Genomic DNA, 16,204 nt, shown 5'->3' on the forward strand with positions numbered 1-16,204 from the left:
CAGAAGGTCCAGCAAAGAGTGCTGAACCCGGCCGGTCCACCGCCGGCCGGGTGAGGTGCGCGATAGATCAAGCAGTTTCCGCCGACCGCACGGTGCGGAACCCGGAGAAAATCTGCCGCCGGATCGGATAGTCCCAGTTGCGGAAGGTGCCCCGGCAGGCCACCGCGTCCACGGCGAAAGAGCCACCACGCAGCACCTTGTAGGCAGACCCGAAGAACACTTCCGAATATTCCTTGTAGGGAAACGCCCGGAAGCCCGGGTACGGAGCGAAGTCGCTCGATGTCCACTCCCAGACGTCGCCGATCAATTGCCGCACACCCAGCGGTGATTCTCCGGCCGGATAGCTGCCCGCGGGCGCCGGGCGCAGATGCCGCTGACCGAGGTTGGCATGCTCCGGACTCGGGTCCGTATCGCCCCACGGATAGCGCGTCGAGCGGCCGTCGACCGGGTCGTGTCGAGCGGCCTTCTCCCATTCGGCCTCCATGGGCAGGCGCCGCCCGGCCCATCGAGCCCAGGCGTCTGCCTCGTACCAGCACACGTGCAGCACCGGCTCGTTGGCCGGGACCACCTCGGTGACCCCGAAGCGACGCCGCAGCCACTGACCACCGTCACGGTGCCAGAACAATGGGGCGGTGATGGAGTGCCGCCGGATGTGCTCCCACCCTTCAGCGGTCCACCAGCGCGGTTCGTCGTAACCGCCGTCATCGATGAACGCCTGGTACTCACCGTTGGTGACCGGGGTCGTGTCGATGAAGAACGGTGCCACCTCACGTCGGTGAGCGGGTCGTTCGTTGTCCAGGGCCCACGGCTCGGAGGATGTGCCCATGGTGAACGGCCCGCCGGGAATCAAGACCTCCGCCGGGCCGGTGAAAAGCGGTGCGGGATGGGGGTCCGGGGCGGTCAGGGCTTGCGGCCCGGTGCGCAGCTGGTGAGTCACCAGCATGGTCTCGTCGTGCTGCTGTTCATGCTGGGCGATCATGCCGAATGCGAAGCCCGCCTCCGTCAGTCGCGTTCCGTGGAAGGCGGTTTCCTCCAGCACGTCCAGGGCTCGTCCACGTACGTCCGCCGCGTATCGGCGGGCCTCCTCGGGCGCCAGTAGCGGCAGGCTGGGTCTTTCGGAACGCGGGTGCTCAAACGCGTCGTACAGGTTGTCGATCTCGGGGCGTATCGCCTCCCGCCCGGCGACGGTGCGCAGCAGCCACTGCTCCTCCTGATTGGCAATGTGCGCCAGGTCCCACACGAGGGGGGACATCAGAGGGGACACCTGGGCGGTCAGCTCGGGACCCTCGACACAGCTGGTCAGCAAGGTGGTGCGTTCACGGGCGGTGGTAAGTGTGCTGAGAGCCCGCTCACGCAAGGCATCAGTACCTGTGGCCGCTTCGGCGGCGGCCGGAGCGGCGGTGTCATCGGCAGGGTGGTTCATAGTTCTCCTTGTTCAGGGAGCCGTGGGCGGTGCTGCCGGCATGGTCCGCATGTCGTCGGCGGGGCAGCGGCCTCGCAGCACGTAGCGCTCCATGAATCCGGCGACGGCGTCCGTGACCGCAGTGGTGGCGCCGAGCCGGGGCAGGGCGTCGAGTGCAGCGGTGAAGCACCTGACGGCAGCCTCACGCAGCGCAGGATCGGTGAGGGCATCGCGGGCCGCGGCCTCGTACAGAGGATTGTGCGGGGCCGGCCGGCCGAGTGTGCGCTCGGCGAGTGGCTCGACCACGCGATAGGCGGTTTCGGTAGCTTCGGCGTCATCGAAGAGCGCCGCCGTCACCGCGAGGGGCACGATCCAGCCGTCATCGCCGGGCTGCGCGTCGATCATGCGCAACTCCAGGTGACCGCGCGGCCGAACGGGCGGGAAGAGCGTGGTCAGGTGGTAGTCGAGATCGCCCCGGTGCAGTGGTCGCGGGGTCAGGTGGCGTGTCCAGTCCCGCAGGCTCAGGTCCTTCGGCACGTCCCAGGGTTCGCCCTCCCGGCGTATGCACATCACTGGAGCATCAAGGACGTGCCGCGCCCAGCTGGCACGCGGGTGAGTGTTCAGCGGAGCGCTGCCCGCGCGGCCCGCGCCGATCTGCATCCAGCGCAGCTGCCGGGTGGATCGCCAGCCGGTGGGCCGGTTCTCGGCCATCGGAGAGTTCGCGAATGCTGCGAGCAGGACGGCACCCAGGTGATGTGCCAGCCACCAACGACGTACCTGTCCGAAGGGCCCTGGCTCTTCGAACCCGGCGTCCACGCACACCTGCACGGACGCGGAGGTGCACATCATGTAGCGGCCGGCGGGGCCGACGCGGTCGAAGTGTGTCTCCATGGCGTCGTATCGCGGCTGCCGCAGAAAGCGGCGTGGCGTCTGCCAGGGATCATGCCCCAGGCCGACGAGAGCGAGACCGTCTTCGCGCAGCGCCGCCCGGACCCTGTCGAGGTCGGCTGAGACGATGCGGATGCACTCCATGAGCGAGGTGGCGGGAGGCGAACTCAGCTCCAGCTGGCCACCGGGTTCCACGGTCATGGCCGACGTGAGGGGGAGGGCCCGGAGTACGGAAAATGCCGCCGACAGCTGTTCGGGCGGGACGGGAAGCTGTGGAGCGTCCAGTCGGTGGACGAGCCATTCCACCTCGACGCCGAGGCGCTCGGGGGGACCGGTCTTGAAGCAGATGCCGCGAACCAGCGCTTCGACTTCGGCCTCGCCGAGGGCGTTGGGCCGTCGGATGCGGCCGACAACCGAATCGGACATGTGGGATCCTTCGGGAAGATGCTCGGTACTCCCCCGAGTATAGACCGAACGTTCTACCCTGCGGTTTCGCACCCACATCATCACCGGCCGCCTGCCGGCAGGAACGAAGATCCAGGTCGGCGTCGGCGCACCCCGACGTCAGGACGCGCTCCAGCCGCCGTCCAGGGTCAGTTGGGTACCCGTGACGGACATCGCCTCCGGAGAACACAGGAACGCCACGGCGCCGGCGACCTCGCTGGGCTCGATCAGGCGCTTGACCGCTGATCGCGTCAGCAACACATCCGAAAGGACCTGATCGGCGTTCAGGTCATGGAGCACCGCCTGGTCTGCCAACTGCTTCTCGACCAGGGGTGTCCGCACATAGCCAGGACACACGCAGTTGCTGGTGACACCCTTGGCGGCACCCTCCAGCGCGATGACCTTCGAAAGCCCCAGCAGACCGTGCTTGGCGCTGACGTACGCGGACTTGTAGGCACTGGCTCGCAGGCCGTGGATGCTGGAGATGTGGACGATCCGTCCCCAGCCCCGCTCGTACATGCCGGGGAGCACGGCGCGGCTGAGGACGAACGGCGCCTCCAGCATCAGCCGCAGCATGAAGGAGAACCGTTCGTGCTCGAACTTGTCGACGGGCGCGACGTGCTGGATGCCTGCGTTGTTCACCAGGATGTCCGCATCCAGCGCCCGCTCGGCCAGATCAGCCGTCCGGCTCAGGTCGATCACCAGAGCCTCGCCGCCGATCTGATCCGCCGTCCGTGCCGCACCCTCGGCATCGACGTCACACACGACGACCTGGGCGCCGAGCGTTGCGAGCCGGGTCGCCACTGCCTGGCCGATCCCGCTCGCCGCGCCGGTGACGATCGCGCGGCGACCCGTGAGGGCAGGACCTCCGACGGTGCCCGTCATGACGTGGGCGAAGCGAAGGGATTGGCGTTGGTGTGGTGGTGTCCCCAGACATCCGAGACGCCGAAGTCGTGCGGCACCCAGTCGTCACCCACTTCGATGCCACCGCAGCCGATCTCGAGGTGGAAGCCACTGGGGTTCTGCACATAGAACGAGATCGCCTTGTCGTTCATGTGCCGGCCCAGGCTGATCGAGATGGGCGCCCCGTTGGCCTTGGCCCGGTCGTACGACCGCCCTACGTCATCGATCGAATCGTGTTCGAACTCGAGGTGATGAATCGACGGCCTGTCCGCGTTGGCGAGGGCGATGTTGTGGTGGGTGGAGTTGCACCGGAAGAAATACAGGCCGGGAGCGCGGTAGTCGGTCAGCTTGAACTCCAGCACCGATTCATAGAGTTCGCGGAGCTCGGCGAGCTTGGGGCTGGCCAGCACGAAGTGGCCGAGGCCGGTGGTGCCGGGATTGGTGCCGTCGGGGCGGGCGACGCTGGTGCGCGCCTTGGCTTCACCGATGGCCAGCTCCACCCGGTAGCCGACCGGGTCGGTGAACCAGCGAAGATGCGTGGCGCCGCGGAGCTCCGCTTCTTCCGCCGAGCCGTCCTCGACGGTGAAACCCGCATCGGTGAGCCTCGCGGTGAGTCTGTCCAGCTCGCGCGGTGTGTCAACGATCCAGCCGACGTGCCGTGGGGTGTCCTCCGCGGACGGGTACAGGGCCACCCGGTACTTGAACTCGTCCAGTTCGGCGAGACCGATTTCCTCCGTGCCTGACTTGGCTGTGGTGACGCCGATACCCAGCGTGCGTCCGAGCAGGTCGGTCCAAGCCTCGACATCGGTGACGTTCAGCCCGACATAGCCCAGCTTGCGGATACCCACGGTGTCATCCCTTCGCTGCGGCGACCGCGCCGCCCTGCAGAAACTCGCGAACGATGTGGTTGAACTCGGGCGCACGCTCGTACTGCACCCAGTGCCGGCAATGAGGCAGAACGCGAAGCTCGGCGTTGGGGATGCCTTCAAGGATCTTGGGCGCCCAGGTCAACGGGACGGTTTGGTCCTCTCGCCCCCAGACGAGCAGCGTCGGGGCGCTGATGAGCGGCAGGTCGGGCGTCAGGTCGCCGAAGTTCGGCGGAATCGGCAGTTCGGGGTGGGCGCGCAGGCTCGACTCGTACCGTTCGTCGATGAGTGACTCGGTCGCCAGCTTCTGGTCGAACACCATCATCCGCACGAACTCGGCCATCGCCTCACGTGACGGCTTCTGGGCCGCCATGTACGAGAAGAGCCGCTCCAGTCCGGCGGGCCACGGTGGCGCATCTGCCGGAAGAACTCCGCCTGGAGCCATGAGGACCACTCGGTCCACCCGCTCGGGGTAGCGCATCGCGATGCGCATCGCGACAGCGCCGCCGTAGGAGTTGCCCACCACATGGGCGCGCTCGATGCCGAGTGCCGTCATGGCACGGCTGACGCGGTCCGCCGCGTGGAAGATCAGCGGTTCGTCCGTAGCGGGCCGCGGGGAGCTTCCCCAGCCGGGAAGATCCACCACGATGTTGCGGTAGTCCTGGAAAGCCGCGAGGTTGCCGCCGAAGTTGCTCATGCCCGTCGCGCCCGGTCCCGAGCCATGCAGCCACACGACCGGAGTCCCGGAACCGACTTCGGTATAGGCCAGCTGCGCGTCTCCGACGTCCACCATGTTCGTCATGCCGACCCCTTTCCTGTATGTAGCGCTCACTATACAAGAATGCGTGGAGGTAACAAGGTTTTCGAGCACACCGCGCGTATGGGATTCATCCCGAGACGGCGACGCGACGCCCCCTCCGGCAACCGGTCGAGAGGCGCACATGCGAAAACCCCCTGCGGGGAGACAGGGGGTTCGCTGGTGTCTCGTCCCGTCGCTGTCCGACGGGACGAGACACCAGGTCTGGCGTCAGCGGCCGTAGGCTTCCAGCAGCCGCAGCCACACCTCGCTGACCGTGGGGAATGCCGGAACCGCGTGCCACAGCCGGTCGAGCGGCACTTCCCCGACCACCGCGATCGTCGCCGCGTGCAGCATTTCCGCGACGTCCGGGCCGACGAGCGTGAAGCCGACGATCACCTTTCGGTCCTCGTCGACGACCATCCTGGCCTGACCGCGGTATCCCTCGGCCTGGAGGGAGGAGCCGGCGGTGGCGGCCAGGTCGTAGTCGACGACCCGGATCCGCAGCCCGGCAGCCTCGGCAGCGGCGGCGGTCAGACCGACCGACGCGAGCTCCGGTTCGGTGAAGACCACCTGCGGGACCGCGCGCTCGTCCGACGTGGCCACGTGCCGGCCCCACCGGCCCTGCTCGACTGTCGCGTTCTTCGCCCGGGCCACGATGACGTCGCCCACGGCGCGGGCCTGGTACTTGCCCTGATGAGTCAGCAGCACGCGCCGGTTGACGTCGCCGGCCGCGTACAGCCATCCGTCGTCGAACACTGCGCCGTCCTCGGCGACAACCCGCATGGTGTCATCGACGGTGAGCCAGGCACCGGGCTTCAGACCGACAGTGTCCAGGCCGATGTCCTGCGTATTGGGCGTACGGCCGATCGCGACGAGCAGTTCATCGGCCTCCACCTGCTCACCAGTGGTGAGCGTGATGGACACAGTTCCGTCGTCGGCTCGCTTCACGGATGCGGCCTCGGCTCCGAGGCGGACCGACACACCGCTCTCGCGCAGCGACTCGACGACGTGCTCGCCGGCGAACGGTTCGGCCAGCGGCAGCACTCCGTCACGCGCCAGCATCGTCACCGAGGCGCCCAGACCGGCGAACGCGGTCGCCATCTCCGATGCCACCACGCCGCCGCCGATGATGGCGAGGCGACGCGGGACCTCCCGCGTCACAACCGCTTCCCGGCTCGTCCAGGGCTGTGCCTGGCGCAGCCCTTCCACATCCGGGACCAGCGCGCCGCTTCCGGTCGCGACGACGACCGCGTGCCGCGCAGTCAGCGTGGTCGTGGAGCCATCCTTGCCGGTCACCTCGACGACCCGGGCGGAGCTGATCCGACCGTGTCCGCGGTACAGCGGCACACCCACCGACTCGAGCCAGGACGCCTGTCCGTCGTCCTCCCAGTTCGAGGCAAAGGAATCGCGGCGTTCGAGCACGGCGGCGACATCCAGGTCACCCGTCACTGCCTCACGTGCACCCGGCACCTGTCGCGCCGCACGGAGCGCCGCCCCACTGCGCAGCAGTGCCTTGGTCGGCATGCAGGCCCAGTACGAGCACTCGCCCCCGACCAGTTCCCGCTCGACGATGGCCGCGCTCAGACCGCCCTGCACCACCCGGTCAGCGACGTTCTCCCCGACCGGGCCCGCGCCGATGATGACGACGTCGTACGTGTTGGTGGTCATGTCAGACCTCCTTGCTGGCGCGGCCGAGACGCAGCGCAGAGACGAGGAAGAAGATGCCGCCGAGAACGGCGTAGCCGGCCACGCCGCTGAGCTTCGGGTCCGTCCCCGAGGCGCTCGCGACGAAATTCCCGCCTGCCAGCACGGAGATGCCGCCACTGAGGATCATCGGCCACTGGCCGCCCATCGTGCGGCGCCGGACGGCCACGATCAGCTGCACGATTCCGGAAACGATCGCCCAGGCGCCCCACACACGCAGGACCGCCGGAACGCCGGAGGCACTGGCGATGGCCAGGCCCACGGCGGCGATGAGACTGATGGCCATGTTGACCTGCAGGCTGCGAACCTGTGAGTTGTCGCCGGACGTGCGAGCGTCCCAGACCGCCGCGGCGACATCGAAGAGCGGGTAGATGACGACCAGGGCGATGCCCAGGGCTCCGAGCTCGGAATTGGTGGCGAACACCAGAACCGCCCAGACGATGGCGAATGCGAACCGCACGAAGTACAGCTGGCGCAAAGCAGGCGCGATGCCTACGGCTGCGGGAGTGTCAACGGTGGTCACGATGATCCTTTCGAGGTTGCGGCGAAGTCGAAGGTGCGATTCAGCAGGCACGTCCGGCTTGCTCCAGACAACGGCCCTGGAAGGGCCGCTAGAACCTCCGGAAGTAAGACCGAACGTTCTATCTGCATCTAGCATGACGACTTTGCCGCAACCTGTCAAGACCGAACGTTCTACCTATCTTTAGTTTCACTCTGAGGAGGGCCGAACCAAGCCCCATGACCTGGCCCGCGCCGGCTGCAGGACGACTGCGGCAGACGAGGGCCCGGGCCTTTCTGGGACAACAGCACACTTCGGAAGGAGCCGCAGCCGACCCACCGCCGCCGCAGCCGACCCACCGTCATCACCGGTAAATCGACTTCACCTGCTGGTAGTTAAGCAGCGCCTCCGGCCCGAACTCCCGGCCCAGTCCGCTCGCCTTGACCCCGCCGAACGGCGCCGCCGGGTCGACCGTGTAGTGATTCAGCCCGACCGTCCCGGTGTGCATACGACGGGCGACGCGCATGGCGCGCTCGTCGTCGCTCGTCCATACCGTGCCGCCGAGGCCGTACTCCGAGTCGTTCGCGATGCGCACGGCGTCGTCCTCGTCGGTGTAGGGGATGACGGTCAGCACCGGACCGAAGATCTCCTCACGGGCGATGACCTGCGCGTTGTCGACGTCCGCGAACACGGTCGGCGTGACGTAGTAGCCCTTGTCGAGGGTCGGACGCGAGCCGCCCACGACGAGCCGGGCGCCTTCCGCCCTGCCCTTCTCGATGTATCCCTCCACCCGGTCACGCTGGCGGGCGCTCGCCATCGGACCGACCTGCGTCGTGGGGTCCAGGGGATCGCCGACAGTCAACCCGCCCACGAGGGAGGCCACCGCGTCGACGACCTCGTCGTACCGGCTTCGCGGCGCCAGGATGCGGGTGCTGGCGAAGCACGCCTGGCCGTTCGCCAGCAGCGTCGCCTGGACGAACGGTTCGGACATCGCCGCGCCGAGGTCGACGTCGTCGAGGATGACGGCCGCCGACTTGCCCCCCAGCTCCAGCGTGACCGGACGCAGGAGGGTGCCGCAGGTCGCGGCGATCCGCCGGCCCGCAGCAGTGGAGCCGGTGAAGGCCACCTTGTCGATGTCGGGATGGGAGACGAGGTAGGCGCCGACTTCGCGGCCGGCCGGAACCACGTTGACGACACCCGGCGGCAGGCCCGCCTCCTCCACGGCCTCCGCGAAGAGAACCGCGTCCAGCACGGTCTCCGGAGACGGCTTGAGCACGAACGTGCATCCGGCGGCCAGACCGGGCGCGTACTTCGTCGCCGACAGCAGCTGGGGAGCGTTCCAGGGCACGATCGCCGCCACCACGCCGAGTGGTTCCCGGCGGACATGGACCGGCGTACCGAGCATTCCGTCGCGCACGGTCTCGCCCTGGTCATCCCGGACGAGGTCGGCGTAGTAGCGCAGCAGGATGGCCGGAAGGGCGCCCTCGACCTGCTGGGAGAGCCCGATCGTCATCCCGTTCTGGGCGCTGACAATGCGCGTGACGTCCTCGGCGCGCCGCTCAAGCGCGTCGGCGAGACGGTAAAGGGCGTCAGCCCGCCGCGCCGGCTCCCACCTGGCCCATCCGTCGGGATCGTCGAAGGCGGCCCGGGCGGCGGCTACGGCCGCGTCCATGTCCTTCTCCGTGCCCTCCGGAACGCTGCCGAGGACGTCCTCGGTGCTCGCTCCGAGGACCGTGATCCGCGCATCGGACGCTGGTACCACCCACTGGCCCCCGATGAAGAGCGCATCGTGGTGCGGATTCATGGTGTCTCCTTCATCGGGTGGCCTACGCCCAGCCCTTGTAGTGGTCGGCCGGCAGGGGGTGGTCGACGGGTACGACGCGGGAGTTGACCGCGGTCAGGCAACCGGGGCAGAACAGCTGGCGGAAGACGACCTCCGCGTCGACGTACTCCGACGGGTCGTGCCAGATGTGCGGGCCGGCTTCTGTCGGTGCCGAGTCGAGACGGGGCAGGGACGCGATGTACGCGCCCTCGGCCAGCGGGCCGATCTCGGTGGTGCAGTGGACGCACACCACCGTCCCGCCGTCGGACGAGTCCACGACGGCGAGGTTGTCGTCGAGCCGGCGTGCCTCGCTCAGGTCGTGGATGCCGATCGGCGCGAGCCGGGCATCGGACACTCCGACACCCGCGGCACGGCGGTGCCGCAGCTTCCGGCGGGTCTCGTCGGTCGCCGTCGTGTCCACTTCACCGTCCTCGCGCAGCACGACGCCGTAAACGTCCCGCGCGGCGTCCGCAGACACCCGCACCTGGAGGACGTCCTCACGGACACTGTCGACCGGACGCAGCAGCGGGTCGCCGTATCCGCCTCCGGCCTGCCAGTGCAGATAGAGCGCGTCGCCGGCGCCGAGGGTGGACTCCCCTTCGCAGGGCAGCACCTCGATCTCCCCGCCGAGCTTGTCCAGGTCGGCGGGGATCACCGTCGCTCCGGCCAGCTGGGGTACGTCGATGCCCCGCACCACCAGGTCGAGCTGCGAGTTGCCCGGGTACCCGCCGGCCAGTCCGACGTTCTGGTTCGCGACCTTGCCGGTTCCCGAGACGACCAGCGACATCGATCCGGTCTGATCCGGGTGCTGCACGTAGCAGACCGAGCCGCTCATCCCGCCCCGCTGCCGGCCCGGGCCGCCCGAGTCGGTCTGCTCCCGCCGCCACAGGGCGACGAGAGGGTAGAGGTACTCGGTCATCTCCACGTCAGGTGCCCGAGCCGAGGGAATGATGAGCCGGCCGCCGGTGTCGACGCCGTCGTGGTGCACCTGGGCCCCGTAGCCGCCGGCCATCACGTCGAAGACGGGGGACACGAAGCCCTTGGTGCCACCGCCGCGGACGTCGACGCCCGAGACCACGCAGAGGTCGGTGGTGCCGTTGCAGATGGACTGCACGTCGCTGCGGTGGTCGGGTTCGGCGTCCAGCATCTTGGCCAGCACCTCGGCGACGAGGTTGCCCGCCCCCCAGGCCGGTCCGAAGGGCCCCTTGCCCACGGCCGCCGGGAACGACGCGTTGGTGATGGTGTTCTCGTCGGTGATGATCTCGAAGCAGCGCATCAACCCGCCCGCTGCCCACGGGATGTCGCCCGCCAGGAGGGGCAGCATCGTGAAGACGATCCCGGCCCGCAGACCCGGATAAGGGCAGTTGATGATGCCGGTCTGTTCAGCTGTTCCGCGGAAGTCGAAGACGAGCCGGTCGGCTTCCTTGGTCATGGTGACCTTGATGGCGTGCATGCCCCGATCACCGGTCTGCGACTGCTCCTGGTAACCGACGGCGCTCCACGTCCCGTCGGGCAGATTGTCGAGCTTGGCACGCAGCCGGCGTTCGGCGTCGTCCATCATCCGGCGCATCACGGCCTTGACGGTGTCGGCACCGTACTTGGTGATGAGACGCAGGATCTGCTCGGCGGCGTTCTTGTTCGCCGCGATCTTGGCGCGCAGATCGAGACCCACCAGATGGGGAAGGCGTGACCTGCGCACCCATGCCTCGGCGACGTCGCGTTGCAGCACTCCGCCGCGCACGACCTTGATCGGCGGCGTGGGGACGGCTTCGCCGAACACGTCCTGGGCCGACGGGCTGAACGAACCCGGCCGCGGCCCGCCGAGGTCGACCTGGTGGGCGATGGCCGTCGTCCAGCCGAACAGCTTGCCGTCGTGGAAGATCGGCGCCAGGATCGCGGCGTCGTTCTGGTGCAGTCCACCGCCGATCCACGGGTCGTTGCAGAGGAACATGTCGCCCTCTTCGATGCCCGGGTTGTCGCTGCGGTTGCGCAGTGTCCAGACGATGGCCAGGTCCATGGACCCGATGAGACCTACGTTGTAGGCCCCGACCTGGACCTGCTCGCCGAGCTCGTCACAGATGGAGAAGTTGAAGTCGTTGGACTCGGTGACGACGTGTGAGCCCGACATACGGCGCAGGGTCTCGCCCATCTCCTGGGTGATGGCCCACAGCCGGTGCCGCACCACCTCGTAGGTCAGGGCGTCGACCTGCTCGGCCGTATCGGCGTCGATCTGATGCAGTGGCAGGGTGGGCGAGATCTGCCGGAGCAGTTCCTCGCGGGGCAGGGGGCGGCTGGTGAACTCGTCGGCCCCGGGGATCTTCGATGTCATGGAAGCTGTCCTCACTGGTAACGCAGAACGAGGTTGCCGAGGTGGTCGACTCGGCCGGTGACCCCGGCGGGGACCACGACCACCGTGGTCGGGACGTCGACGATGGCCGGACCGACAAGCTCGTGGCCTGCCCGCAGGCGGGCATAGTCGTAGACGGGGGTGGGTACGTAGCCGATCTGCGAGTCGAGGCAGACGTGGCGTTCCGCGATGAGGGCCTCGGCCGGGTCGGGGCTGTCGGCCTCGGACGCGGTCGGCAACGTAACGGGAAAGCCGAGACTGGCCTTGGCCCGCACGCGGTAGGTGATCGCCTGTACTCCGGCCTCGCGGTAGCCGGCGCCACTGCCGTTGATCCGCTCGTACTGCTCCTCGAAGCGCTCAAGGATCTCGGCACCGGTGTGCTCGGTGAACTCGGTGTCCGGTACGGCCGTGGACAGCTCGGTGACCTGCATCGAGTACCGCAGGTCGATCTCGCGCTGCAGCGTGACGTCCTGGAACTTGACCTTCTGCCGGTCGAGCGCGCGCTGCAGATCGGCTTCCAGGCGGGCGTAGTGGGATTCGAGCACCGTGTGGTCGACCGGGAAGGAGGACGGGTCGGACAGCTCGGCGCTCATGATGATGTCCGAGGCCGCGAGTCCGTAGGCCGAGAAGGCGGAGGCGACGGGCCCGAGGGGCACGACGACCTCGCTGACACCCAGGTCCTGGCAGTAACCGGCACAGTGGGCGGGGCCGGCACCGCCGAAGGCGTAGGCGACGAAGTCGCGGGGGTCGTACCCGGCTTGGACGACGGCCCTGCGCAGAAGGTCGCCCGCCTGAGCGTTCTGCACCTCGTGAATGGCGATGGCGGCTTCTTCGACGGTGAGGCCGAGCGGCTCGGCCACGTGCTCGCGGATCGCTTCTCGCGCCAGGTCCATCCGCAGCGGCTTCCGGCCGCCGAGCAGGCCGTGCGGGCTGAGAATGCCGAGGACCAGGTTCGCGTCGGTGTTCGTGGGGCGGGTGCCGCCGTTGCCGTAGCAAGCGGGGCCGGGGACGGCCTCGGCGCTCTGCGGACCCAGGCGCAGGTTCCCGCCGGCGTCCACCGAGGCCAGTGCCCCGCCGCCCGAGCCGATGGTGTGCACGCGGATGGTCGCCGCGTTGATCGGGAACTGGTTCACGATGGAGCCCGGTGCCATGACCGGTTCTCCGTCGACGATGAGTCCGGCGAGGAAGGTGGTGCCGCCGACGTCGGTCGTGATGACGTTGCGGTGCCCCAGTTGTTCGGCCAGGCGCATGCCGCCGATGACGCCACCGGACAGCACGGAACCGATCGTGGTGATGGCGTGTTCTGGCGCGCGGTCGGCGGTGATGGTGCCGCCCTCGCTCTGCATGACCAGCAGGGGCCCCTTGAGACCGCCCTCCTCCAACTGCTTCTGCAGGGGGAGGAGATAGGTGCGCAGGCGCGGGCCGACCTGGGCATTCATGATCGTCGTGGAGGTCCTCGCGAATTCGCGGATGCGCGGGCTGACCTCGGACGAAAGAGTGACGTACATGTCCGGGGCGATCTCGTGGATCAGTTCGCGGACGCGTTGTTCATGCGCACCGTTCTTGAACGACCACAGCAGGCAGACCGCGATCGCCTCGACGCCCTGGTCCACGAGGGACCGCGCGACACCGCGCACCTCGTCCTCGTCGAGAGGGACCAGGACCTTGCCCGCATGGTCGATCCGCTCCGTGACTTCGAGCGCCCGGTACTTCGGGATCAGCGGCGTGGGCTTCCGCTGCCGGAGCGTGTCCTGGATCTCATGGGCCGACCGGCCGAGCGTGCGGCCTTCGGCGTTCATGATGTAGATCGCGTCACGGTGCCCCTTCGTGGCGATGAGCCCCACATCGGCCACCTGACCCTGGACCAGGGCGTTGATCGAGGCGGTCGTGCCGTGGGCGATGTAGTCGGTCTGCGAGAGCAGTTCACCGACCCCGATGCCCAACTCGCCCGCGATGTCCTCGATCGCGCGCATGACACCGACCTCGCGGTGCGGCGGTGTCGTCGGCGTCTTGGCGGACACGATCCGGCCGGCACCGTCGGAGGCGACCGCGTCGGTGAACGTTCCGCCGACGTCGATGCCCAGTGCGTATGACATGTACTTTCTCCTGTTGATCTCTACCGCTGGTAGGCGGCGATCCGCCCGGTGACTGTCTGCAGGAACTCGTCGGGACGAGCGTCCGCCCCACCCATCCAGGCCACGTGTTGGTCTGGGCGCACGAGCAACAGCTCGGTGGGATAGCGGTCAGGCCACCGTGCGGGCAGGTCGACGACGGCCAGGGGGATGCCGAGGTCGGCGGCCGCCGAGGTCCAGGACGTCACACTGACGCTGGGGTCTGTCCGTAGGAGGGTGAAGTCGGGGCCGAGCACGTCGAGCACGGATCGGCTGTCGTCGAGCCAGACGTGTGGCAGCCGGAATCCGGGCTGTGCTCGTTCCATGTAGCCGCCCATGGAGATCGCCTCCTGGTCCTGGCCGCCGATCACCAGCGGGGAGCCCGCGTAGTGGTAGCCGAAGCTGAAGCCGTCGGGCGAGTACCGATGAGGCTCCGAGACAGCGAGCCGGTCGGCGAACTCGGAACGAGCCTGCTCACCCTTGGGACCGGACAGGTGGATGTCGGGCGAAAACTCCGCGAATGCCCGGTTCGCCGCCGACCCCACCGCGCCGGCGAACTGCTCACCGACCGGCTTGCGCTCCTGCTCATAGGCGTCCAGCACCTCCGGTGAGGCCCACCCGTGCTGGACCGCCGCCAGCATCCAGCCCAATGTCGCCGCGTCCTGGATCCCAGCATTCATGCCGAATCCCCCGACGGGGATCCAGATGTGGGCGGCATCCCCGGCCAGAAACACCCTGCCGGTCCGATACCGCTGGGCGACAAGTCGGCGCCCGGTCCAGCGGACCACGCCCAGCACCTCGTGCTCGACCGGACCCCCCACCGCCTCTCGCAGAAGCTCTTGCGGGTCCTCGCTCTCGGTGTCGTGGTCCGGCGCGAAGGCGACGTGGTTGAGCCACAGCGCGTCACCGTCAATGGCGATCAGCGAAGCGATCTGACGCCCATAGGTCCAGTACGTCCACGCCCGGTCCTGTGCGGCCAGCCGCCCGAATTCGGGCGATCGGAAGAACGTCGACACAAACTTCTGGATCGCGTCGACACCCTCGTAGCGGATACCCAGCTGACGCCGCACGGTGCTGTGGGCACCGTCGCAACCGACCACGTACGCACAGCGCAGGCTGCGACGCTCCCCGGAGGTCTCCACCACCGCCTCGACGTGATCGTCGTACTGCTCGAACTCGACCAGGCGAGTGCCACGCTCAAGGGTGAGGCCGGGAAGCCGGCGCGCGTGCTCTTCCAGCATGGGCTCGAGGTAGAGCTGGGAGATCCGGTGCTGCGGCTCCGGCGTGGGCCAGTCCTCCTTGCCCACGCCGGCCAGTACGTCGCGGGACGAGGGCAGGTCGATGCGGAAGATTTCCTCACCGCTCACGGTCGTCCGGTAGTGAATCGAGGTGGGGTAGTCCTCGGGCAGCCCGGCCCGCCGGATGTCGTCGGCGAGCCCGAGCCGGCGGAAGATCTCCATCGACCGCGCGGACGTGGTATTGCATCGGGGATTGACGCCCCGTTCCTCGGTCGCCTCCACGACGTGACACCTCACGCCGCGACGGGCCAGGTCAATGGCGAGAGTCAGTCCGGCGGGGCCGGCGCCGACGACCAGGACCTCAACTTGGTTCTTTTCGTTGCTGGTTGACTTCGTCATGCGCTCAGAAACTCTCCTACCAGGCTGCAGAACTCATCCGGCCGGTCGACGTGGATCCAGTGCCCTGCCCCCGCGACCACCTGCAGGCGGGCGTTGGGCAGGGCATCGACGAGGCGCTCGGAGACCTCGACCGGTGAGACCCGGTCGCGGGCCCCGTGCAGAGCAAGGACCGGACTGACGATCTTCGTAAGGTCGACGGGAGGAAGACCGTCCTCGACGTCGGCGAACATCGAGCGGAACGCCGACTCCGCCCCAGGGCGCAGAGCCTGCCGCAACCGGATGTCAGCGAGCTCGTCCAGGAGCTCGGCGTGCATGCTCTCGTCGGCGACCAGCCGAGCCAGGGTGGCTCGCATGGAACTCCTGGTCGGGTCTTCGTAGAAGGGAACGACCCGGGGCAGCGGTCCCGTTCCCGCTCCCCCCATGACGACCGCGCGGTCGACGCGGTCAGGCGCCATGGACAGCAGCGCCAGGGCCGCGGCTCCGCCTGCGGCCGAGTTGCCCAGGAGATGCACACGTTCCAGGCCAAGGCGATCAAGGATGTCCAAGATCCGCTGCGCTCGGGCCCGCGCCCAGGCGCGCGGTCCCTCGATCCCGGCGGAGCCGGCGATCTGCGTGCCGAATCCCAGGAGATCCGGGGCCAGGCAGAAGAACTCACCCGAGAGCCGGGATCGCACACCGGCCCAGTTGCTCTCGGCGTCGACGCCCGGCCCTCCTCCGTGGAGCAGAACCAGAACAGGACTGTCGCCTGTACGGGTGGCGTCCTCTGATGTGGCCGACACGTG

General features: G+C 68.4%; 12 protein-coding genes. All 12 read right to left on the reverse strand.

The features are described 5' to 3' along the window. Positions 1-67: 67 nt before the first annotated feature. The gene (gene egtB, locus M2163_RS03680; RefSeq protein ID WP_280893088.1) at positions 68-1,423 is read right to left on the reverse strand and encodes an ergothioneine biosynthesis protein EgtB; all 1,356 of its coding nucleotides are present in this window, start codon (positions 1,421-1,423) and stop codon (positions 68-70) included. Positions 1,424-1,435: 12 nt separating this feature from the next. Then, a complete protein-coding gene (gene egtA / locus M2163_RS03685; RefSeq protein WP_280854508.1) occupies positions 1,436-2,716 on the reverse strand; it encodes an ergothioneine biosynthesis glutamate--cysteine ligase EgtA in 1,281 nt (426 codons plus the stop codon). Positions 2,717-2,854: 138 nt separating this feature from the next. Then, on the reverse strand, positions 2,855-3,619 hold the full coding sequence (locus tag M2163_RS03690) for a 3-hydroxybutyrate dehydrogenase (protein ID WP_280854507.1): 765 nt from the start codon (positions 3,617-3,619) through the stop codon (positions 2,855-2,857). Beyond that, positions 3,616-4,485, reverse strand: a complete 870-nt coding sequence (locus M2163_RS03695) for a VOC family protein (protein WP_280854506.1) — start codon at positions 4,483-4,485, stop codon at positions 3,616-3,618. The genes M2163_RS03690 and M2163_RS03695 overlap by 4 nt, the downstream gene beginning before the upstream one ends. Before the next feature lie 4 nt (positions 4,486-4,489). Further along, entirely contained in the window at positions 4,490-5,305 is an 816-nt protein-coding gene (locus M2163_RS03700; protein WP_280854505.1) for an alpha/beta hydrolase, read from the reverse strand. Positions 5,306-5,530: 225 nt separating this feature from the next. Beyond that, a complete protein-coding gene (locus M2163_RS03705; protein ID WP_280854504.1) occupies positions 5,531-6,970 on the reverse strand; it encodes an NAD(P)/FAD-dependent oxidoreductase in 1,440 nt (479 codons plus the stop codon). 1 nt (position 6,971) lies between these two features. Continuing rightward, on the reverse strand, positions 6,972-7,529 hold the full coding sequence (locus M2163_RS03710) for a DUF308 domain-containing protein (protein ID WP_280854503.1): 558 nt from the start codon (positions 7,527-7,529) through the stop codon (positions 6,972-6,974). Positions 7,530-7,869: 340 nt separating this feature from the next. Next, positions 7,870-9,309 (reverse strand): aldehyde dehydrogenase, encoded by a 1,440-nt coding sequence (locus tag M2163_RS03715; protein ID WP_280893089.1) that lies wholly within the window; start codon positions 9,307-9,309, stop codon positions 7,870-7,872. A 22-nt stretch (positions 9,310-9,331) separates the two neighbouring features. Continuing rightward, positions 9,332-11,656 (reverse strand): hydantoinase B/oxoprolinase family protein, encoded by a 2,325-nt coding sequence (locus M2163_RS03720; RefSeq protein WP_280854501.1) that lies wholly within the window; start codon positions 11,654-11,656, stop codon positions 9,332-9,334. Between the two features lie 11 nt (positions 11,657-11,667). Next, positions 11,668-13,770, reverse strand: a complete 2,103-nt coding sequence (locus M2163_RS03725) for a hydantoinase/oxoprolinase family protein (protein ID WP_280854500.1) — start codon at positions 13,768-13,770, stop codon at positions 11,668-11,670. 20 nt (positions 13,771-13,790) lie between these two features. After that, positions 13,791-15,422, reverse strand: a complete 1,632-nt coding sequence (locus M2163_RS03730) for an FAD-dependent monooxygenase (RefSeq protein WP_280854499.1) — start codon at positions 15,420-15,422, stop codon at positions 13,791-13,793. Further along, positions 15,419-16,201, reverse strand: a complete 783-nt coding sequence (locus M2163_RS03735) for an alpha/beta hydrolase (protein WP_280854498.1) — start codon at positions 16,199-16,201, stop codon at positions 15,419-15,421. The genes M2163_RS03730 and M2163_RS03735 overlap by 4 nt, the downstream gene beginning before the upstream one ends. Positions 16,202-16,204 lie beyond the last annotated feature (3 nt).

It is taken from the genome of Streptomyces sp. SAI-135, from assembly GCF_029893805.1.
Taxonomy (GTDB): Bacteria; Actinomycetota; Actinomycetes; order Streptomycetales; family Streptomycetaceae; genus Streptomyces.